Annotated in this window: 17 protein-coding genes; 8 read left to right on the top strand and 9 right to left on the bottom strand. The window is 71.0% G+C overall.

Annotated elements, in window-relative coordinates; genetic code table 11:
- Positions 1 to 54 precede the first annotated feature (54 nt).
- Positions 55 to 1,032, top strand: coding sequence for an ABC transporter substrate-binding protein (locus ACN20J_RS04970; protein ID WP_419665328.1), 978 nt, complete (start codon positions 55 to 57; stop codon positions 1,030 to 1,032).
- Here the strand turns inward: ACN20J_RS04970 and ACN20J_RS04965 are convergent.
- The 7 genes from ACN20J_RS04965 to ACN20J_RS04935 all read right to left on the bottom strand — a co-directional run bounded on the left by ACN20J_RS04965 (position 1,001) and on the right by ACN20J_RS04935 (position 7,286).
- The gene (locus ACN20J_RS04965) at positions 1,001 to 1,426 is read right to left on the bottom strand and encodes a MaoC/PaaZ C-terminal domain-containing protein (protein ID WP_190228367.1); all 426 of its coding nucleotides are present in this window, start codon (positions 1,424 to 1,426) and stop codon (positions 1,001 to 1,003) included. The two genes, ACN20J_RS04970 and ACN20J_RS04965, sit on opposite strands and share 32 nt — an antisense overlap.
- Positions 1,423 to 1,944 (bottom strand): FAS1-like dehydratase domain-containing protein, encoded by a 522-nt coding sequence (locus ACN20J_RS04960; RefSeq protein ID WP_189839095.1) that lies wholly within the window; start codon positions 1,942 to 1,944, stop codon positions 1,423 to 1,425. The genes ACN20J_RS04965 and ACN20J_RS04960 overlap by 4 nt, the downstream gene beginning before the upstream one ends.
- Positions 1,941 to 2,753, bottom strand: a complete 813-nt coding sequence (locus ACN20J_RS04955; protein ID WP_361997152.1) for an IclR family transcriptional regulator — start codon at positions 2,751 to 2,753, stop codon at positions 1,941 to 1,943. The genes ACN20J_RS04960 and ACN20J_RS04955 overlap by 4 nt, the downstream gene beginning before the upstream one ends.
- A gap of 10 nt (positions 2,754 to 2,763) precedes the next feature.
- Positions 2,764 to 3,624 (bottom strand): alpha/beta fold hydrolase, encoded by an 861-nt coding sequence (locus ACN20J_RS04950; protein ID WP_189839097.1) that lies wholly within the window; start codon positions 3,622 to 3,624, stop codon positions 2,764 to 2,766.
- Entirely contained in the window at positions 3,621 to 4,577 is a 957-nt protein-coding gene (locus ACN20J_RS04945; RefSeq protein WP_362304191.1) for a catechol 1,2-dioxygenase, read from the bottom strand. Before ACN20J_RS04945 ends, ACN20J_RS04950 begins: the two co-directional genes overlap by 4 nt.
- The gene (locus ACN20J_RS04940) at positions 4,574 to 5,929 is read right to left on the bottom strand and encodes a M20 family metallopeptidase (RefSeq protein ID WP_189839238.1); all 1,356 of its coding nucleotides are present in this window, start codon (positions 5,927 to 5,929) and stop codon (positions 4,574 to 4,576) included. Before ACN20J_RS04940 ends, ACN20J_RS04945 begins: the two co-directional genes overlap by 4 nt.
- Positions 5,930 to 6,080: 151 nt before the next feature.
- A complete protein-coding gene (locus ACN20J_RS04935) occupies positions 6,081 to 7,286 on the bottom strand; it encodes a Rieske 2Fe-2S domain-containing protein (RefSeq protein WP_189839099.1) in 1,206 nt (401 codons plus the stop codon).
- A gap of 423 nt (positions 7,287 to 7,709) precedes the next feature.
- On the opposite strand from ACN20J_RS04935, the gene ACN20J_RS04930 reads away from it, so the two are divergent.
- The 6 genes from ACN20J_RS04930 (at position 7,710) to ACN20J_RS04905 (ending at position 15,359) form a co-directional block, all read left to right on the top strand.
- Complete coding sequence (locus tag ACN20J_RS04930; RefSeq protein ID WP_419665327.1) at positions 7,710 to 8,624, top strand: ABC transporter ATP-binding protein; 915 nt, start codon at positions 7,710 to 7,712, stop codon at positions 8,622 to 8,624.
- Positions 8,621 to 9,439: an ABC transporter permease gene (locus ACN20J_RS04925; protein WP_361891885.1), complete on the top strand. Its 819-nt coding sequence runs from the start codon at positions 8,621 to 8,623 to the stop codon at positions 9,437 to 9,439. The genes ACN20J_RS04930 and ACN20J_RS04925 overlap by 4 nt, the downstream gene beginning before the upstream one ends.
- Positions 9,436 to 10,401 carry a quinone oxidoreductase family protein gene (locus tag ACN20J_RS04920; protein WP_419665326.1) on the top strand — a complete coding sequence of 322 codons (966 nt, stop codon included), beginning with the start codon at positions 9,436 to 9,438 and terminating at the stop codon, positions 10,399 to 10,401. The genes ACN20J_RS04925 and ACN20J_RS04920 overlap by 4 nt, the downstream gene beginning before the upstream one ends.
- A 74-nt stretch (positions 10,402 to 10,475) precedes the next feature.
- The gene (locus tag ACN20J_RS04915) at positions 10,476 to 11,348 is read left to right on the top strand and encodes an alpha/beta fold hydrolase (protein ID WP_190228783.1); all 873 of its coding nucleotides are present in this window, start codon (positions 10,476 to 10,478) and stop codon (positions 11,346 to 11,348) included.
- Between the two features lie 28 nt (positions 11,349 to 11,376).
- Complete coding sequence (locus ACN20J_RS04910) at positions 11,377 to 13,740, top strand: CaiB/BaiF CoA-transferase family protein (protein WP_190228360.1); 2,364 nt, start codon at positions 11,377 to 11,379, stop codon at positions 13,738 to 13,740.
- A 101-nt stretch (positions 13,741 to 13,841) separates the two neighbouring features.
- The gene (locus ACN20J_RS04905; protein ID WP_190228359.1) at positions 13,842 to 15,359 is read left to right on the top strand and encodes an AMP-binding protein; all 1,518 of its coding nucleotides are present in this window, start codon (positions 13,842 to 13,844) and stop codon (positions 15,357 to 15,359) included.
- Here the strand turns inward: ACN20J_RS04905 and ACN20J_RS04900 are convergent.
- Positions 15,328 to 16,317 carry an SGNH/GDSL hydrolase family protein gene (locus ACN20J_RS04900; RefSeq protein ID WP_190228358.1) on the bottom strand — a complete coding sequence of 330 codons (990 nt, stop codon included), beginning with the start codon at positions 16,315 to 16,317 and terminating at the stop codon, positions 15,328 to 15,330. The genes ACN20J_RS04905 and ACN20J_RS04900 overlap by 32 nt on opposite strands.
- A 189-nt stretch (positions 16,318 to 16,506) precedes the next feature.
- Here ACN20J_RS04900 and ACN20J_RS04895 point away from each other — a divergent pair, with 189 nt between their 5' ends.
- Positions 16,507 to 17,769, top strand: a complete 1,263-nt coding sequence (locus ACN20J_RS04895; RefSeq protein ID WP_190228357.1) for an MFS transporter — start codon at positions 16,507 to 16,509, stop codon at positions 17,767 to 17,769.
- Here ACN20J_RS04895 and ACN20J_RS04890 read toward each other — a convergent pair.
- Entirely contained in the window at positions 17,756 to 19,150 is a 1,395-nt protein-coding gene (locus tag ACN20J_RS04890; RefSeq protein WP_190228356.1) for a pyridoxal phosphate-dependent decarboxylase family protein, read from the bottom strand. The genes ACN20J_RS04895 and ACN20J_RS04890 overlap by 14 nt on opposite strands.
- Positions 19,151 to 19,187: the final 37 nt, after the last annotated feature.

The raw sequence follows: 19,187 nt of genomic DNA, 5'->3' as shown, positions 1-19,187 counted from the left end.
GATGGGAGCGTGGCGCGAACACGACGCTTCCACCGTTCCGGGAGGACGAATCTCATGGATGCACTCAACGTCAGAAGGGGGCGCCTGCCGGCCGTCCTCATGACCCTTGTCCTGTCCTCCGCGTGCACGGCGGGCGCGGTGGACTCGGCGGGCGGGGCGGCGGCGGGCAAGCCCACGGTACGTGTCGCCCTGGGAGTCGACGCCTCGTACGCCCCGTTCTATCTGGCCGAGGAGCAAGGCCTGTTCGAGAAGGCGGGCGTGAACGTCGAGCTCGTGAAGACCGAAGGCGGCCCGGCGGCGACCGAGGCCGTGACGGCCGGCACCGCCCAGATAGCGGCCAACGCCGACTCCACCGCCCTCTCGCTCATGGTCGGCAGCCCCGGCCTGCGGGCGCTGGGCGTCTTCCAGTCCTCCGACCGCTACCTCAAAGTCGTCCTGCGGGACGGCATCACATCGCCGAAACAGATAAAGACCATGGCGTCGATCGCGGGGCTCGGCCTCTACGCGACTCACTCGTACCTGCGCCACAACGGCATCGACCCCAAGTCCGTGAAGATCCTGCAGAGCTCACCGCCGGAGATCCCCGGACTGCTGGAACAGGGCTCGATCGACGCGTACGTCCTGTTCGAGCCGTGGGCGGCGCGCGGCGATGCGGCGGGCGGACACATCGCGGGGCGCATCGGCGACTTCGGGGTGAAGTACGTGCAGTGGCTGATCGCCGACCAGAAGTGGCTCAAGGGCAACGAAGAGGTCGCCGGCAAGATCTTCAAGGTGGTGGCCGAGGCGGACAAGCTCGTCACCGACGACCCCGATGCCGCGGCCAAGGCATCCAACCAGCAGGTCAAACTGCCCGTGGCGGACACGAAGAAGGTGCTGCCGGAGATCACCTTCGCCGCTCGCGGCATCGACGACGCCGATGTCACCGAGTCCCGCAAGATCGTCGACTTCCTGCTGGCACAGAAGCTGATCAAGAAGTCGCCGGACCTCGACACGGCTCTGCTCAAGGGCTGGTACGAGCAGCACGGCAAGTGAGGTCGACGTGCCCTGTGACGCAGGGAGCGCCGTCGTCCCGGACCACGGAGACGTCGAGCGTCACCCGCACCCCTGAGTCGCAGGGCGCGACCGCACGCACGGTGGCGTTCCAGGTGAGCGGTTCGCCGGCCACGGCGGTCGCGACGTTGCGCCAGCTCACCGACTCCAGGCAGGCGTCGGATCCGGCCCACTCCAGCGCGTACCGGGTGAGCGTCTGACCGTGCAGCGTCGACTGCACGACCACGTCGGAGAAGCCCTCCGACGCGGCGAACTCGGCGTCGTAGTGGATGCGATGGGAGTTCCACGACACGGCACTGAACCGGAACAGCTGCACCCTGCTGTGCGTGTACCGGCGCGGTGGGCAGACATCTCCGACGACGGCAGGGGTGTTCACGCGGAGGTTCCCTTCGTCAGGGCGTCCAGGACGACGATCGTCTCGTCCACGGCGGTCAGTTCGGTCCCGTCCGGCGAGGTGAAGCGGGTGGAGAAGCCCAGGAGCACGAAGTCGCCCGACCGGCCGTGCTTCCGCTCGGCCGAGGTGACCGCACGTGACGCGGTGACCCGGGTGCCCGCGATCGGGGCCCGGCTCAGGCGCACCGCCTGTCCGCCGTGCACCTGCCGGACCGGGAGGCCCTGAGTGCAGGGTGCTTCCCTGAAGGCCAGGCCGTCCGGCTGCAGTTCCTCCTCGGCGGGCCCGTCCTCCCAGCTCATCGTCGCGGCGAGGAACAGCGGCGGAGCCTCGACCGGTTCCCCGGCCGCCTCCCGGGCCCGCGCCCGCCGCAGATAGTCGACGTCGTCGACGGCCGCCGCGTACCGGCAGAACTCCTTGACGGCCATCGTGCCGCAGTCCTCGTCCTCCCAGCGGCCGATGAGGCCTCGGGCCCGGGACAGCACCTCGTCCAGCGCGCTCACAGGGCGGCCCGCAGCGACCGGCCGATGCCCAGGCCCGCGGCGCGCAGCGCGCTCGCGTGTGCGGCGGCGTCCACCCGGTAGGTGGGAGCCGTGATGGACAGTGCGCCTGCCGGCGTCTCCTGCAGACCGAAGACCGGCACGGCCATGCTCATGTAGCCGAGCCGGATCTCCTCCGCCTCGGTGGCGATGCCCTGCTCCCTGATCCGCTCCAGCTGCCCTCGCAGCAGGCCGGGTGAGGTGATCGTGCGGCGCGTGAACGGTTTCAGCCCGTTCCTGACCACCTCGCCGAACAGGGAGGCGCGGGAGAAGGCGAGGATCGCCTTGCCGGTGGCGGTGCAGTACAGCGGGAGCCGGCCCGCCACCCGGGACTCCTCGCTCAGCCCCCGGTGGGGCAGGATCTTCTCCAGATAGACGACGTCGAGCCCGTCGTGGATCGCGAAGTGGATGGTCTCCTGCGTGGCCAGCAGAAGGTCCTCCATGTACGGCTGGGCCACCTCGCGCAGGATCCGCTGCCGGTGCACCCGCTGACCGATCTCGAACAGCCGCAGCCCGAGCCGGTAGTTGCAGCCCGCTCTCTCCAACAGCCCCCAGACGACCAGTTCCTGGCAGAGCCGGTGCACGGTTGCCTTCGCCACGCCCGTACGCCGCACCAGGTCGGCGAGGGAGAGGGAACTGTCGTCGACGGTGAACGCCTCGAGGATCGGCCGGACCTTGCCGAGGACGGAGTTCATCGGGTCGGGAAAGGGAGAGGCAGGCGCATCCGTGGACGCGGGGGGCGATACGGCGTGATCGATCGGGATGACGGTCATGGCAGGCACCTCACGACGATTTGGAGAGAAACGCCAGGCTGAGCGGGTTGTAGAGATCGGCCTTCTCGTGCTGCGGCCAGTGCCCGCACTCGTTGAAGACCTCAAGGCGTGACCCTGGAATCGCGGCGGCGATCGCCTCGGCCTCCGGGACGTCGCCGAGCGGGTTCTTGTTGCCCCAGACCACCAGCGTCGGGGCCTTGATCCGCGCCATACGGTCGGGGCGCAGCAGATTGCGCTCGCGGGCCTCCAGCTCCTGCAACGCCAGCAGGTTGTGCAGGTTCTTCTGGAAGTCGGGGTGGTGGTAGATCTCGTAGCGCACCTGGGTCAGTTCCTCGCCCAGCTCCTCGTCCCACTCGGCCCACAGCAGCCGCAGCCGGTCCCGTGTGTAGGAGATCTCCTCGTTGAGGGCGGCGGCCCGGGTGGAGGTCTTCAGCCGTTCCATCACCGCCGGGTTGACCTTCGTACCGCCCATGCACAGCAGTTGGAGGGAGGCGACCCGCTCCGGGTACTCGCTCGCCGCCCAGGACCCGACCCAGCCGCCCAGCGACTCGCCGACCAGGTGCGCCCGTTCGGCGCCCACCGCGTCCAGATAGGCCATCAAGTGGTCGACGTACGCAGGGATCGCACCCGGTCGGTCCGGCTTGCCGGTGTAGCCGTGGCCGAGCATGTCGATGGCGTGGCAGCGGTAGCCGGCCGAGGCGTGCGCCGGGATGTTGCGGACGAACGCCTCCAGATGGCCGGTCGTGCCGTGCAGGAAGACCACGTGCTCGCCGTCCTCGGGGCCGGCCTGCAGGGCGCGCGTGGTGACATCGCCGGTCTCGACGTACGCGTGGCGGTAGTCGATGCCCGACAGTTCGGTCCAGATACTCATGACTGCCCTTCCTGGGGATGTGCGGGGTCGAGGACGGCGACGGCCATCCCGGTGAGCCACTCGGGCATCGGCTCGTACGCCAGCCGACGGCCGGGGACGTGGTCGAGAACGGCCGACATCAGCAGCCAAGTACGCAGCTCCTGCGCCCCGTTGCCCGCGACCTTTTCCAGCTCCTCGGTGGAGTACGCGGTGATGTTCCGTATCTCGCCGCGCGAGACGAGGGACAGGAACTCCTCGTCGAACTCGGGGTTGAGCGAGGCCTCGGCGGCCCGGATGATCTCGCGGCGCCTGACGTCGTAGTCCTGCCAGTTCTCCCGGCCGTTCAGCCAGGCGCCGACCATGAACTCCTCGTCGTCGCCCTGCGGTTCACGCCAGTCGGGCCAGGGCAGCCGGTGCGAGAGCCCGCCCGAGCCGACCACGGCGACGCGCCGGTCGCCGGGGAAGGCCAGTACGGCGTCCCGGATCGCGCGGCCCAGTTCCTCGCAGCGCGAGAGCGTGGGCAGCGGAGGGGCGAAGACGTTCACGACGATCGGTACGAGTTCCACGTCCAGGCCCTCCAGGAGGTACTGGATGGCGTGCGACTGGCCGTGGTCGATCTGCAGCCGTGCCGAGAAGGCGGGATCGAAACCGCCGTCCTCCACAAGGGAGTTGGCGATGTGGCGGGCCAGGGGGATGTCGACCGGCTGCGGACCCTTGGGGGTGCCGGACTCGCCGCTGGCGACGCACTCGCCGACACCGATGGTGAAGCTGGGGATCAGGTCGAGCCAGAAGCCCCGGAAGTGGTTGGAGCCGACGAGGATTACTGTGTCGGGGCGGGCCGCGACGAGCGCCTCGCGCGCCTCGGCGAGCGCGTCCCGGAACCGCTCGGCACGGTCCTTGAGGAAGGTCTCCTCCCAGTGGGTGTTCATCAGCGTGCTGTGCGACGCGCCCACACCCAGGACGATCTCGCTCATGCCGGTTCTCCTTCCAACTCCGGCTCCAGGTCCAGTTCGGCGCGGGAGCGGGTGACGGTGTCGACGGCCGTACGGATCAGATGGCGTGTCAGCCGCTCCATGGCCCGTACGGAGACGGAGTTCATGCCGCGTGCGAAGTCGATGTCGAACGGGGCGTCCGTGACCTTCGGCATGCCGACCCGCACGGTGGGGATGCCGCGTCCGCGCAGGATGTTGGCGTCCGTGGCGCCGCTGTTGCCCCGTACGACCTCGTGCTGGCGCCCTTCGAACGCCTCCCACGCGGCCGTCGCGCTGCGGCGGATCCAGCTGTCCGGATCCGTTCGTGTGCCCGGGATGGCCACGACCATCTCCGCGGTGACGTCGAGCCCGGGCGTCCTGGCGCGGATGGCGTCCAGGGCGGCGGTGAACTCCCGCTTGGCCTGCATGGGCGTGGTGTCGGGGCCGATGCGCAGGTCCACCATGAGCGTGCAGGAGGCGGGGGTCACCGCCGCCATGCGCGGCCAGCCGCCTTGCACGGAAGCGACGATGCCCTGCGGCGCGACCGTTCCACCGGTGTGGCGCCCGGCGTACTCGACGAACCACTCCTCCAGTTGCCGGGTGACCTCACCGGCGCGGGTGATCGCGTTGTCGTACGGGAGCCGGTGGCGCGAGCCGACATAGGTGTGCGTGCCGCGGACGGTGACCTCGAACCACACGAGGCCGACCTCCTCCCAGGAGACCGTCCAGCCCGGCTTGGCGATGACCGCGTAGTCGGTCCACACGCCCTGCTCCAGGAGGAACGAACAGCCCACGCCCTGACCGGTGTTGAGCCTCGGCGTGCCCGGCCGGGAGTTGGTGGGCATGCCGCCCGCGCCGAACGCCGCCACCAGGTCGCCGGTCAGCGGGATGCCGGCCAGGGTGATCGCCTCGGCGGCCATCATCACGCAGGCGGCGTGCCCCTTCGGGTTGGAGGCTCCCAGGCCGACGACCAGGTCGTCGTACACGGTGGCCCGCGGACGCATGTCGTCCCGCAGCTCCGGACCGATCCAGGGCAGGTCCTCGCTCTCCTCGCCCACGGTCAGGGTGTCGACCGGCGCGTACAGCATGAGATCGGGGCCGGTGCCGTCGCCTTCGAGCCGGGCCCAGGCGTTGGCCTGCCGGTCGTCGAGGGGCTGGACCGAGGCCCGGCAGCCGGCGGCCGTGAGGGTGGCGGCGATGTGTTCGGCGAGCGGGGCCTCGTCCCCCGTGGGGCTGGGGATGTCGACGAGTCCGATGATGAGGTCGCGCAGCCGGTCGGCGGTGACGTGCCGCCAGGCGTCCTCGACCCAGCCGCGCCGCCGGTCGTCCAGGCCTGCCAGCCCGTCGGCGGTCAACGGCCGCTCCGCACCCGCGAGTTCGGCGGGGCTCACTGGTTGATCCTGTGGACCTGGGTCATGGTGGTGCGCTCGAAGCGTTTCTTCGCGAGCGGAAGCCCGATCGCGATCCCGGCCCCGATCAGCAGCGTCAGCAGCGTGCGGCCCATGGTCAGGCCTCCTTCTCGTGGGTTCCGGCGCCGGCCAGCTTCTTGCCGTATTCCTCCTCGCTGAGGTTCCGCCAGGCGGTCAGCGAGATGTCGGGCCGGTAGAGCTTCTCCGGGGGCGCGTCGGTGATGTCGACCATCCAGGCGTCCTGGCCGGAGAACTGGCCGTGGAACAGCCAGCGGATCGCGCCCAGGTACTTGCCGTAGAAGCGCAGGGTGTCCCAGCCCTCGGTGAAGTTGACCATCACGCCGACGTAGCGGTGGTTGTCCTCGTCGACCGGGACGTAGAACTCGTAGTGGATGAAGTTCGGGTAGGCGATGCGCAGCACGCCCGGCATCGACAGGGACGCGAAGCCGGGGAACTCCTGGGCCTCGATCGTCGGGTTGATCTTGTCGGCCTTACCGGTGTTGCCGATGTTGAAGGTTTCCTTCGGCGGCTGGAACTTCCACCAGCGTTTGTTGGTCCAGCGGCCGACTCCCGGGAACTCCGCCTCCCAGTAGACCTCGTCCTGCACCCGGAAGATCCAGCGGCCCTTCGGCACGATCCGGGTGATGTTCCAGGTCGGCATGGGCTTGAACAGGCGCCAAAGAGCCGTGCGGTGCAGGTACTTGGCGTGACCCTCGTCGAAGCCGTTCTCGCAGGCGAAGCGCCAGTTGCCGCCGCGCGGGTCGATCCGGCCCCCCATCACGAAGGCGTTGGAGACGAGCTCCTCCGGCAGCTGCGAGTCGATCGGGTGCGGCTCCTCGTCGGCGAGGGGGATGTAGACCCACACCATGCCGAGGCGCTCCTCGACCGCGTACGTGCGCACCGAGACCTTGCCGGTCAGCCGGCAGCCGGGCCCGTCGGTGATGACCGCGGCCAGCTTCCCGGTCGGCAGGTCGAAGGTCCAGCCGTGGTACGGGCAGCTCACCGTGCCGGGGAACTGCTGGTCGCCCTCGGAGAGCGGAACCCCGCGGTGCGGGCAGCGGTTGTGCAGCGCGTACGCCGTGCCGCCGTCCCGGATCAGGGTGATCTTCTCGCCGCAGATGGTGAACGGGAGCGGTTTGTCCGTGATCTGGCTGGACCAGGTGACCGGATACCAGTAGCCGCGGAAACCCGCTCCGGCCGCGTCGTAGTGGGGCCACGACTTCCAGTCCTGCCGGCCGGGCTCAGCCGGTCTGCGGCGGCTCCGGACAGGGGGTGGTGCGTCGGGCGAGTCCTCGACCGTCATCGTGCGTGTCCTCCTGCTGCCGGGTGAACGGTGATTGCGAGCATGCGCGGACCGGCCGATCCGCCCAAGGGACCTGTCCCGCTGAGCAGACCGCGCGGTGTGGATGCCGGGAAAACACCAGGTGGCGGACGTGGAGGAGCCGGCCGTCCAGACGTTTTGCCTTGTGTGTCCCGCTCAGCGGACCCCTGTCGATGCGTGTGCGGTGCGGCGCGTTCTACGGTGCGGCAGTCCCGGGCCGCACCCCGACGGGCCGCACCCGACGAGCTGCCGGAACCGGCGGTCTCTCCCCACCACCGAGCCAATCACCGAGGTGCTCATGGAGAAACGCTCCGACGCGGGCCACCCCTTCGCCGGCTCCGCCGCACTCACCACCGCCGAGACCGTTCGGCGCGGGTGGTCCACCCAGCACACGAAGGGGTCGTGATGACCAAGGCCACCGAGACCGGCCTTCGGAAGGCCGACCGTGCAGAGACCGATCGTCTGGAGACCGATCGCCCGGAGACCGGCTCCGCGCCGGGGCGCGGGTCGGCGGTGTCCGTCGACGGAGTGGGCATCCGCTTCGGCTCCTTCCAGGCCGTACGGGACATCTCCCTGGACATCGCCGCCGGGGAGTTCCTCTGTCTGCTCGGTCCGAGCGGCTGCGGCAAGTCGACCCTGCTGTCCGCGATGGCAGGCTTCGTGACCGTGGACGAGGGAGACCTCGAGGTGGGCGGCGCCCCGGTCACCGGGCCCGAACCCGGCCTTGGCATGGTGTTCCAGAGCAGCGAGGCGCTGTTCGACTGGATGACGGTGCGGCAGAACGTGGCGTTCGGCCCGCGGATGCGCGGTGCGACACGCGCGGCCCAGACGAAGCTGGCCGACGAGTACCTCGGCCTGGTGGGGCTGCGCCACTGCGCGGACCGGTTTCCCGATCAGCTGAGCGGCGGCATGCGCCAGCGCGTGCAGATCGCCCGGGTACTGGCCAACGAACCCGGCGTCGTACTGATGGACGAGCCGTTCGGGGCGCTCGACGCGCAGACCCGGCAGGTGATGCAGGAGGAGACGGACCGCATCTGGCGCGCCTCTGGCTGCACCGTCGTCTTCGTCACCCACGACATCGACGAGGCGATCCTGCTGGCCGACCGGATCGCCGTCATGACAGCGGGCCCGGCGGCCTCGGTCAAGTCCGTGTACCCGGTGGACCTGGCCCGGCCCCGGGACGAGGCCGACCCGGCCGCCGCCGAACTGCGCCGCGCACTGCGGGCGGACATCGGCGAGGAGGTCCGCAAGGCCCTCCGCGACCAGGGCCTCGACCAGGGCCCCGACCAAGACGTCGACCTGAAAGGGAACGTCCGATGACCGTCGCCGCGGCAGGCGCCGCCACCCCGCAGACCCGGCGACGCCCGGTCGGGACGACAGCGAGGAATCTGCGGTCGCTCGGCGTGTACACGCTGTCTGTCCTCGTCGGAATCGGCATCTGGCAACTGCTGGCGATGTCGTACGGCTCCACCCTGGTCGCCTCTCCCCGGGAGACGCTTGCCGCCGCCGAGGAGCTGGCGCGCGACGGCACACTCGCCAACTCGGTCATCGCTTCCGCCCGCCGGATCCTGATCGGCTGGGGACTCGGCGTACTCGTGGGCGTACCGGTCGGCCTGCTCGTCGGACAGATCAAGATCGTGCGGCAGTTCCTGGAGCCGTACATCGAGTTCTTCCGGTTCATCCCGCCGGTCGCCTTCGTGACCCTGGCCGTGGTGTGGCTGGGCATCGGCGAGTCCTCGAAGGTCGTCCTGATCTTCTACACGGCCGTCTTCATCGTCACCCTGAACACGAGCGCCGGTGTGATGGCGGTCAGCGAGTCGAAGCTGCGCGCCGCGGCGAGCCTGGGCGCCGGCCGTGGCCAGATCCTGCGGGGGATCGTGCTGCCGTCGACCGTGCCGCACATCGTCACCGGGGCCCGGCTCGCGATGGGCAACAGCTTCCTGACCATCGTCTCCGCCGAGATCGTCGCCGCCCAGGTCGGGCTCGGATCGCTGATCTGGACCTCCCGCAACTACGGGCGGATCGACTGGGTCTTCGTCGGAATCATCACCCTGGGAATCCTCGGGTTCCTCTTCGACCGGGTACTGCGGATCGTCGCCTCCCGGGTCCTGCGCAGGTACGGAGTGAAACTGTGAACGAAGTCGTCGGCGACCGGACGTCACGTGCCCTGGTCCTGGAGCGGTTCGGCTCGCTGCCGCGGCTGCTGGAACGGCCGGTGCCGGAGCCACGGCCCGGCCACACCCTCGTACGGATGCGGGCGGCCCAGGTCGGCCACCTCGACCTCAACATCGTCGACGGCAGGTTCGGTGTCCTGCCGGAACTCCCGGCCGTGCCCGGCACCACCGGATGCGGGGTCGTGCTCGCCTCGGACACGCACCCCGAGGGCAGCCTGGTCAGGCTCGGTGGCAAGGGGCTCGGCATGCGGCGGGACGGCTGCTGGGCGGAGCACGCACTTGTACCGGACGCCGCCGTGGAGCTGGTCCCGCAGGACATCGACCCTGCCCTGGCGTGCAGTTACTTCTCACCGGCCGGCACGGCCTGGGCTTCCGTGCACACAGTCGCGGCGGTACAGCCGGGGGAGCGGGTCATGGTCACCGGCGCGGCGGGTGCCGTCGGCGCGCTGACCGTGCAGGTCGCGGCACGGGCCGGGGCCGAGGTGGTCGGAGTGGTCGGCCGACCGGCCAAGCTCGACCACGTTCCCGCCCCCGCCAAGGCGGTCCTGGCGGCCGACCTGTCCGCGGAGTCGATAGGCGGTCCGGTCGACGTGCTCGTCGACACCGTGGGCGGCCCGGTCCTGCGGGACGCCCTCCCGCTGATCCGGCCACGCGGACGAGCCGCGCTCGTCGGCTACACCGCGGGCCGCGAATTCGGCGTGGACCTCGCGGACTTCCTCCTGGCCGATGTCTCGCTGCTGCCCGTCAACCTGATGACGCGGGGCAAGGAGGTCGCCGCGGACGCCGAGCGGCTGCTGGAGGAACTGCGGGCGGGAACGCTGACGTTGGCGATCGAGCGCCACGGCCTCGACGAACTGGCGGAGGCCGCCGAGCGGCTGCGTACGGGAGAGGCCGTCGGCAAGGTCGTCCTCGACCTCGGGTGAAGCGCCGGCCCGCTCAGCAGACCGATCCACTTGGGCGCAACCAGCCCTCACCACACCATCGGAGCATGGAACACATGGATCTTATGGACATCCAGGCGCCCCCGGAGGGCAGCTACGCGGAAGCGGACGGCGTCAAGTACCACTACGTCGAGCTGGGGGAGAGCGGCGGCAGCCCCACCGTCTTCCTGCACGGCGGCGGTCCCGGGTGCACCGGCTGGTCCGACTTCGGGCAGGTGGCGCCCCTGTTCGCCGCCGACCGCCGGTGCCTGCTGGTCGACATCCTGCAGTACGGGAAGTCCGCGAAGCCCGTCATCGAGGGCCCCATGTGGGACTACCACGCGGCCAAGACCGTGGCGCTTCTCGACACCCTAGGCGTGGAGCGCGCCGACTTCGTGTGCAACTCGTGGGGCGGCACGATCGCGCTCAACCTGGCTGCCAAGTACCCCGAGCGCGTACGGTCGTTGGTGATCACCGGCAGCATGCCCGTGTTCCACGGCCCGCTCGCTCCCCTGCCGGAAGGCGGCCGACGCGGACGCAACGCCCGCGACGTGTACTACGGCGGCACCGGCCCCACCTGGGAGAAGATGCGCGAGCTGATCGCGCGCCTGGAGTGGTACGACGCCGACGCCGTCCCCGACGGCACGGTGACGCTCCGCTTCGAGCAGAGCCTGGACCCCGAGGAGACCGCGCTGGCCGGCGCCTCCGACAACCCGCGCGGCGACTGGCAGGACCTCACCGCCGAACTCGGCCTCATCGCCGCGCCGACGCTCTTCCTGTGGGGCATGTACGACGCGTTCCTGACCCCGGACTATCCGCTGATGCTGGCTCGCATGATCCCCAAGGGCAATCTGCACATCATGAGCGAGGCCTCCCACCACCCGCAGGAGGAACGGCCGTACGACTACCACAGCGTGGTCAGCGGCTTCCTGAACCAGAACCACAACTGACGCTCAACCGACTCTCCGTGGAGGAAACGTGAGCGAGCAGGCTCCGCGTGTCGTCGAACTGTCCAGCCCGTTCGCCCGGTTCGCGGGCAGGCTGCTCGTCGGGCTCGGGCACGAGGTGGTGCTGGTCGAGCCCCCCGAAGGAGACGAGACCCGCCGTGAACAGGGCGGTGACGCGTTCGTCCACTGGCACGCCGGGAAGCGCTCGGTGACCGTCGACCTCGCCGCGCCCGACGGAACCGCGCAACTGCGCCGACTGCTGCGGGGCGCCGACATCCTGCTCGACGGCACGGAGCATGGCGCGGAGTCGGCCGCCGAGGGACTCGACCAGCTCGTGCACGTCCGCGTCACCCCGTTCGGGCTGGCGGGCCCCCGCAGCGGTTGGCAGGGCACCGACCTCGTGGTGGCCGCGCTCGGCGGGATGCTCGCGCAGGTCGGCGATCCCGACGGCCCGCCGCTGCGGCTCCCGGAGAACCAGGCCGAGCAACTCGCGGGCGTCAACGCGGCGATCGCCGCCCTGCTCGGTCTGCGTGCCCGGCGCAGCGGACCGGGGCAGCTCATCGACGTCTCCGCACAGGCGTGCGTGGCCGCGGCCCTGGAGGCCGGAGCCCTCGCCTACCTGCACGAGGACCGGGTCCCGCCGCGCCCGGGCAGCGTGCATCCGCTGGTGCCGCACGGGCTGTTCCGCGCGGCCGACGGCCACCTGGGCGGAGGCCTCGGCGGCAGCCCCCGCATGTGGGACGCGCTGCTCGACTGGCTGCGCGAGGAGAAGGCGGACGCCGACCTCGCCGAGCCGCGCTGGCAGGACCCGGTCGAACGCAAGAAGCACCAGGACCATGTCTTCAAGGTCGTCCAGGACTTCGTGGGCACCCGGCCGAAGGCCGAGTTCGCCCGGCAGGCCCAGGCCAGAAAGCTGCCCTGGGCTGCTGTCGACCTGCCCCACGAACTGCCCGACAACCCGCAGCTCGCCGCCCGCGACTTCTTCACCCGGGTCACCACACCCGAGGGCGAGCGGACCGATCTCGGCTTCCCCTTCGCGTTCCCCGAGGGCCGCCGCAGGACGGAGCTCGTCGTACCGGGCCCGGGGGACGACCAGGGCCTGCTCGACGACCCGCCCCGCGCGGCGCGTACGGCACCGGCATCGGAAGCGGTACCGGCACCGGAACCGGCGGCCGACGGGCCCGTACGACCCGCCCTGGACGGCGTCCGCGTCCTGGACCTGACTTGGGTGCTCGCGGGCCCGTACTGCACCAAGATCCTCGCCGACCACGGCGCCGAAGTGATCAAAGTCGAGTCCGCGGGCCGACCCGACCCCACACGGTTCGCACCCTTCATGCACCTGTCCCGGGGCCCTCACACGGACCCGAACACCAACGGCTACTTCAACGAGGTCAACCGGAACAAGCAGAGCATCGCCCTGGACACCCGCACCGAGGAAGGCATCGCCGTACTCCGCGACCTCATCGCCCACTGCGACGTCATCGTGGAGAACTTCAGCTCCACGGTCATGACCAAGCTGGGTCTGGGATACGAGGCGCTGCGCACCATCAACCCGGACATCGTGTACGTCAGCATGTCGGGCATGGGACACACCGGCCCCCGCAACGGCTGGGTGTCGTACGCGGACACCGTGTCGGCGAGTTCGGGGCTGACCGGGCTGACCGGTTGGGGACCGGACGACGTGGTCGGGGTGATCTACGGCCACGGAGACATCGTGGCGGGCCTCCAAGCGGCGCTCGCCACGATCGCCGCGCTGGAACACCGCGCCGAGACAGGGCGCGGTCAGCACATCGACCTGTCCCAACTGGAGGCGATCGCGGCCCACATGGGCACGAGCCTCCTGCGCGGGACGGAGGTGGGGCCGGCCGGAAACACCCACCCGGCGTGGAGCCCGCAGGGCGTGTACCGATCCCTGGGCGCCGACCGCTGGCTGGCCGTCAGCGTGCGCGACGACACCGAATGGACGGCCCTCTGTGAGGTCATCGGCCGCCCTGAACTCGCCACCGACGAGCGGACCCGTACCGCCGAGGCGCGCAGGCGCGAGTCCGCGCTGGTCGACGGCGCGCTCGGCACCTGGGTCCGCACGATGTCCGCCGACTCCGCGGCCGAACTGCTCCAGGCACGCGGCATCCCCGCCGGAGCCGTACAGGACGGCCGTGAACTCGTGGAACACGACCCGCAGTTGCGTGCCCGTGGCTTCTACGTGCGCAAGGAGCATCCGGTCGCGGGAGCCTTCCTCCACGAGGGCGTTCCGATCACCCTCACCCGTACACCCGGCGGCATCCGCGAGCCCGCGCCCGTACTCGGCGCCGACACCGACGCGGTACTGCGCGAAGTGGCGGAACTGACCCCGGAACGGATCCAACACCTGCGCGCAGACGGCGTGTTGAGGTGATCGGACAGCCGCGTGGCGAGGTGGATGGGCAACCGAGAGGCGAGCCCACCGCACAGCTGAGTGGTGAGGCGAACGGACACCCCGGTGCCGCGGCGAGCGCCATGACCCTGCCGGGGCTCCTGGCCGCAGCCGCCGAGGAGTTCGGCGACCGGGTCTTCCTGCGTGTGGGGGACGTGACACGGACGTACCGGCAGTCCCTCGGGGCGGCGGCCGAGACGGCGGGAGCCCTCGTGGCGTGCGGCTGTCGGCCGGGTGACCGCGTCGCCGTCATGGCCGGCAACCGGATCGAGTTCGTCGATCTGATCCTCGGCTGCGCCTGGCTCGGCGCGGTCCTGATTCCGCTGAACACCGGCCTGCGCGGCCAGGGACTCCGGCACATCCTGCGCGAGGCGGAGCCGTCCTTCCTGCTCGCGGAGGCCGAGTCGGCGGACCGGGTCGTGGAGGCAGGCTTCCGCGGCACGCTGTGGATCGTGGGCGAGGACGACGTCCCGGGACAGGGTGAGGCCCCCGCGGTCCCGTCGACCCCCGTCCGCCCGGAGGACACCGCCTTCGTCCTGTTCACCTCGGGAACCACAGGCACTCCGCGCGGTGTGCGCTGCCCCCACGCCCAGACCGTCTGGTGGGGCCGCAACGTCGCGGACTCGCTGCGCCTCACCGCCGACGACGTGCTCCACACCTGCCTCCCGCTGTTCCACACCAACGCCCTCAACACGCTCGCGCACGCCATGACCGTGGGGGCGACCTGCGTCATCGGGGAGCGGTTCTCCGCGACGCGGTACTGGGACCAGGTGGCCGAGGCCGGGGCCACCGCCGTGTATCTGCTCGGCGCGATGGCGCCCATGCTGCTGGCGCAGCCGCCCGGCCCGCACGACAGGGCGCACCGCGCCTGGCGCGGCCTCTCACCGGCCACTCCCGCCTCCGCGTGGCAGCCGTTCCGCGAGCGCTTCGGCGTCACCCTCGTCGACGGTTTCGGCTCGACGGAGACGAACCTCGTCATCGGATCGACCCCGGAAACCCAACGCCCCGGCCACATCGGCACGTTGCGCGACGGCTTCTCCGCCCGGGTGGTCGACGAACACCTCGCTCCCGTCCCGGACGGCACAGCCGGAGAGCTGGTCGTCCGCAGCCATCAGCGATTCGCCTTCTCCACCGGCTACTTGGGAGGCCCCGAACGGCAACCCGCCTCCTGGCTACGCACGGGCGACCGTGTGGTCCGCGAAGCCGACGGCTCGTACCGCTTCGTCGACCGGGTCAAGGACGTCATCCGCCGCCGCGGCGAGAACATCTCCTCGTACGAGGTGGAGTCGGCGGTCCGTTCGCATCCCGCGGTCGCCGATGCCGCCGCCTTCCCGGTGGCCTCCGAACTGGCGGAGGACGAGGTCATGGTGGCGGTGCTCCCGCGACCGGGGAGCGTCCTGGACCCCCACGACCTGGTACGCCACTGCGAGCGTGAGCTGCCCGCCTTCGCCGTGCCCCGGTTCATCGAGACCGTCCCGGAGCTGCCGCTCACGGAGACCGGCAAGGTCCGCAAGACCGTACTGCGCGAACGGGGCGTCACTGCCGACACCTGGGACCGGACCGCAGGGGTCAGTCCAGTTGTGAGGCCACAGCCCGGGTGATCGCCTGGGTGATGCGCAGGATGCCGGGGGAGCGCACCGGGCAGGGCCTGGGCGTCTTGGTGGTGGGGACCAGACAGAAGTGCAGGTAGTCGTCGTCGATGTGCAGGGCCGTCCGGCCGTTGCCCGGCTGTGTGCAGTACGCCGCGTGCTCGCGTTCGTAGGCGGTGCACGGCAGGTACTGGCTCCAGGTGTAGCGGGCCGAGGCCGGGCTCACCGCCTTGCCGGCGTCCGCGAGCAGGTCCCCGGAGGCGGCGGCCTGCCGCTCGTAGATCGCGTTGACGCGGCGGACCCGGTCGGGCGTCATGGGGTCCGGGCCCTGGAGCACCCAGACGACCCTCGGCCGCTCCCCGCCCGCCGCGCCCGCGATCTGGTCGGTCAGCCGCCGCGCGTCGGCGGTGTAGCGCGCGAAGTACTTGTCCTGCGCCTTGCCATGGGTGATGCCGTCCATGCATGGCGTGTAGCCCCACGCGTTGCCCCAGAACTGCAGCACCACGAAGTCCGGCCGCAGCGTACGCACCAGCGCGGCGGCCTTGTCCTTGGGCGGCACGAGCGAGTCCTCACCCGTGCCCTCCAAGTAATCGCAGAGGGTGGTGCCCGAGTAGGGGGCGCTGGTGTAGCGCGCCTTCAACTCGTCGCGCATCAGGCCGCCGAGGACCTTCTGGTTCTCCATGGCGAGGGAGTCGCCGAGGTAGAGGACGGTGGGGCGGGCGCGCTGTGGGGGTGCCCCCGAATCGGCGCCGGCCCCGGTGCCGGCCCCGCTACTTGCTCCGGTTTCGGGCTCGGACTCGGTGTCGGTCCCGGCTTCGGGGGTGGCGGCCGGCCGCTGATGCGTGGTCGAGGAGGCCTTGGGCGCCGAGGGGACGGGTGGCGCCGCGGACTCGGGGCCGGACGAGGGGTCCCCGCACGCGCCGAGGAGCAGTAACCCGGCCAGTACCCCGACCATCCACGGCTTGCGCATACGGCAACTCCCGCCCCGGCCACCGAAAACGGCCCCCAGACAAGCACAGCGGGACCCAAGGGGGAAGAGCCGTTCAGGCCGCGACCCGCTCGGAGGCGGTCCGGACCGCAACAACGTAGCTCTGCTTAAAGCTATATGGAGAACTCTTCACTTGTGCTGCGCTGTCGAGGTCGGGCACCGTTGTGGATCATGCAGCCCAACTCCCCATGGCGGACAGTCGACTTCAGGACCCTCTTCAGCGCGACCGCGCTCAGCCAGCTCGGCACGAACGTCAGCTATGTCGCCGTCCCGCTGATCGCCGTGGCCGAACTCGACGCGAGCCCGGGCCAGGTCGGCGCCCTGGCCACATTGAGCACGCTCGCCTTCCTGCTCATCGGCCTGCCCGCCGGGGCCTGGGTGGACCGGATGCGCCACCGCAGGGTGCTGATCGTGGCCGACCTGGCGCGGGCCGTGCTCTTCGCCTCCGTCCCGCTGGCCTGGTGGCTGGACGCGCTCACCCTGGGCCAGTTGTACGCCGTCGTGCTGCTGAACGGCTGCGCCACCGTCTTCTTCGACGTCGGCTCGCAGAGCACCCTGCCCGGAGTCGTCGGCCGCGACGCGCTCGTGCAGGCCAACGCCGCCATGATGAGCCTCATGGCCGTGAGCAACGTCGCCGGCCGGAGCGCGGGCGGCGCGCTGGTCCAGTTCCTCACGGCACCGGTGGCCGTCCTCTGCACGGCGGCCAGCCATCTGGCCTCCGCACTCCAGCTCACCCGGATCCGCCCCGATCAGGCGCCGCCCGCACCGGTCCGTACGGTCGGACTGCGCAAGCAGATCGGCGAAGGGGTCCGCCACGTCCTCGGCAACGTGGAACTGCGCGCCCTCGCGCTCACCGCCGCCCTCACCAACCTCGGCTCGCAGATCATCAACACCATGCTCCCCGTGCTGTTCGTGCGCGAACTCGGCCTGCCCGCAAGCGCGTTGGGCCTGTACTGGGCGGCGGGCGGCGTCGGCCTCCTGCTCGGCGCCCGCTGCGCCCGCCCCCTCGCAGGGCGCCTCGGATACGGCCGCACCCTCGGCGTCCTGGGCCTGTGCTTCGCGCCCGCCGGACTGCTCGTCCCGCTCATCGACCGCGGACCCTGGCTGTGGCTCGCGGGCGCCGGGGGAGTCCTCGTCCTGTTCAAGACGGGCGTGGACAACGTGCTCGGAGTGAGCCTGCGCCAGCGGATGACCGCGGACGCGCTCCTCGGCCGAATGAACGCGACGTTCAGGTTCGTCCTCACCGGCGCCCTCGCCGTCGGCGCGGCCGTGGCGGGGCTGATCGGTGAACTCGCCGGTGTGCGCGCCACGTTGTGGGTCGGCGCCGCACTGCTCGCCACGGCCTTCCTGCCGGTGTTCCTCTCGCCGGTCCGCGGACGCCGCGAACTGCCCCACGAACAGCCCCTCGGGGCAGTACCCGTCACAAAGAGCTGACCGCACGCTCCAGGGCAGCCGCCACCCGGTCCGTATCGGCCTCTGTCGTACGCCAGTTGCTGAACGCGGCCCGCAGCGCGTGCGTCCCCTCGAAGAAGGTCGGCGTCATGAACGCCTCGCCGGATTCGGCGACGGCCCGGCCCAGCGCATGCACTCGCTCCCGGGTGGGGTCCCCGTCCAGGGTGAAGCAGACGACGTTCAGGCGGACCGGCGCGAGCAGCCGCAGACCCGGTGCGTCGGTGATCCGGTCACCGAGGTGCCGGGCGAGCGCGATGTTCCGTTCGACGATCTCCCGGTGTCCTTCGCGGCCGTACGCGGCGAGCGAGAACCAGGCCGGGAGCGCGCGCAGCCGGCGCGAGTTCTCGGGTGTGAGGTGGACGAAGTCGGGCTCGCCGGTGGGCAGTCCGAGATACGGCGACGAGTTGTGGAAGACCCGCACCTGGAGGTCCCGGTGGCGGGTGAACTGCACGGCCGCGTCGTAGGGGACGTTGAGCCACTTGTGCAGATCGACGCAGACCGAGTCGGCGGCGTCGAGGCCGTCGGTCAGATGCGCGTGCTCGGGGGACAGCGCGGCGAAACCGCCGAAGGCGGCGTCCACATGCAGCCAGAAGTCGTACCGCTCCTTGAGCCCCGCGATCGCCCGCAGGTCGTCGAAGTCGACCGTGTTCACGGTCCCGGCATTGGCCACGACGACGGCCGGGCGCCCGTCCAGCTCGTCGAGCGCCTCGGCCAGCCGCGCCACGTCGACGGCTTCCCGGCCGCCGGGCAGCACCGGCACCGTACGCAGCCGGTCGCGGCCGATGCCCAGGACGGACAGGGCCTTGGGGATGCTGGAGTGCGGGCTGCCGGACAGTACGTCGACCGGCCCGAGGGCGGCGACTCCCGCCTCGGACACGGAAACCCCCAGACGCTCGCCCAGCCACTCCCGCGCGAGGGCCAGCCCGACGGTGTTCGACACGGTCGCACCGGTCACGAACGCGCCGCTGTGTGCCTCGCCCAGCCCGAACAGTTCCCGCAGCCAGCCCAGCGTCTCGTGCTCCAGCGCTGTCGCCGACGAGTCTCCGACGCCGGTGGCGTTCTGGTCGTACGCGCCGGTCAGCCAGTCCCCGGCGAGCGCGGCCGGAGTCGCGCCCCCGGTCACGAAGCCGAGATAGCGCGGGCCCGCGGAGGCGGAGAACCCCGGCGCCCACCGCTCGGCGAACCGCGCGAGCGCGCCCTCGGCACCCGCGCCCCCAGCCGGCAGCGGCTCGGCGTCCGGAGCCTTGCCCAGGTGGGCCACGGGCCGTGCCTCGAGCCCCGACACCTCACGGGCGGCGAAGTCACGGGCGGACTGGAGAAGCTCGGGGAGCCGGGAGAGATCATCGGCGAGTACGCGGTCCATGAGCGGCAGCGTAGGCAGGCCACCGCACGGAAATCCC

It is taken from the genome of Streptomyces sp. 2-1 (assembly GCF_048564895.1).
In the GTDB taxonomy this organism is placed as follows: Bacteria; Actinomycetota; Actinomycetes; order Streptomycetales; family Streptomycetaceae; genus Streptomyces; species Streptomyces phaeochromogenes.
The sequence above is the reverse complement of the archived record's forward strand: the minus strand, read 5'-3'. Positions and strand labels throughout refer to the sequence as shown.

Excerpts from the sequence above, each read along its gene's own strand:
- ACN20J_RS04945 (WP_362304191.1), bottom strand. The coding sequence starts at position 4,577 with ATGAGCGAGATCGTCCTGGGTGTGGGCGCGTCGCACAGCACGCTGATG.
- ACN20J_RS04900 (WP_190228358.1), bottom strand. The coding sequence starts at position 16,317 with ATGCGCAAGCCGTGGATGGTCGGGGTACTGGCCGGGTTACTGCTCCTC.
- ACN20J_RS04950 (WP_189839097.1), bottom strand. The coding sequence starts at position 3,624 with ATGAGTATCTGGACCGAACTGTCGGGCATCGACTACCGCCACGCGTAC.
- ACN20J_RS04895 (WP_190228357.1), top strand. The coding sequence starts at position 16,507 with ATGCAGCCCAACTCCCCATGGCGGACAGTCGACTTCAGGACCCTCTTC.
- ACN20J_RS04915 (WP_190228783.1), top strand. The coding sequence starts at position 10,476 with ATGGATCTTATGGACATCCAGGCGCCCCCGGAGGGCAGCTACGCGGAA.
- ACN20J_RS04925 (WP_361891885.1), top strand. The coding sequence starts at position 8,621 with ATGACCGTCGCCGCGGCAGGCGCCGCCACCCCGCAGACCCGGCGACGC.
- ACN20J_RS04955 (WP_361997152.1), bottom strand. The coding sequence starts at position 2,753 with ATGACCGTCATCCCGATCGATCACGCCGTATCGCCCCCCGCGTCCACG.
- ACN20J_RS04905 (WP_190228359.1), top strand. The coding sequence starts at position 13,842 with ATGACCCTGCCGGGGCTCCTGGCCGCAGCCGCCGAGGAGTTCGGCGAC.
- ACN20J_RS04970 (WP_419665328.1), top strand. The coding sequence starts at position 55 with ATGGATGCACTCAACGTCAGAAGGGGGCGCCTGCCGGCCGTCCTCATG.
- ACN20J_RS04890 (WP_190228356.1), bottom strand. The coding sequence starts at position 19,150 with ATGGACCGCGTACTCGCCGATGATCTCTCCCGGCTCCCCGAGCTTCTC.
- ACN20J_RS04930 (WP_419665327.1), top strand. The coding sequence starts at position 7,710 with ATGACCAAGGCCACCGAGACCGGCCTTCGGAAGGCCGACCGTGCAGAG.
- ACN20J_RS04935 (WP_189839099.1), bottom strand. The coding sequence starts at position 7,286 with ATGACGGTCGAGGACTCGCCCGACGCACCACCCCCTGTCCGGAGCCGC.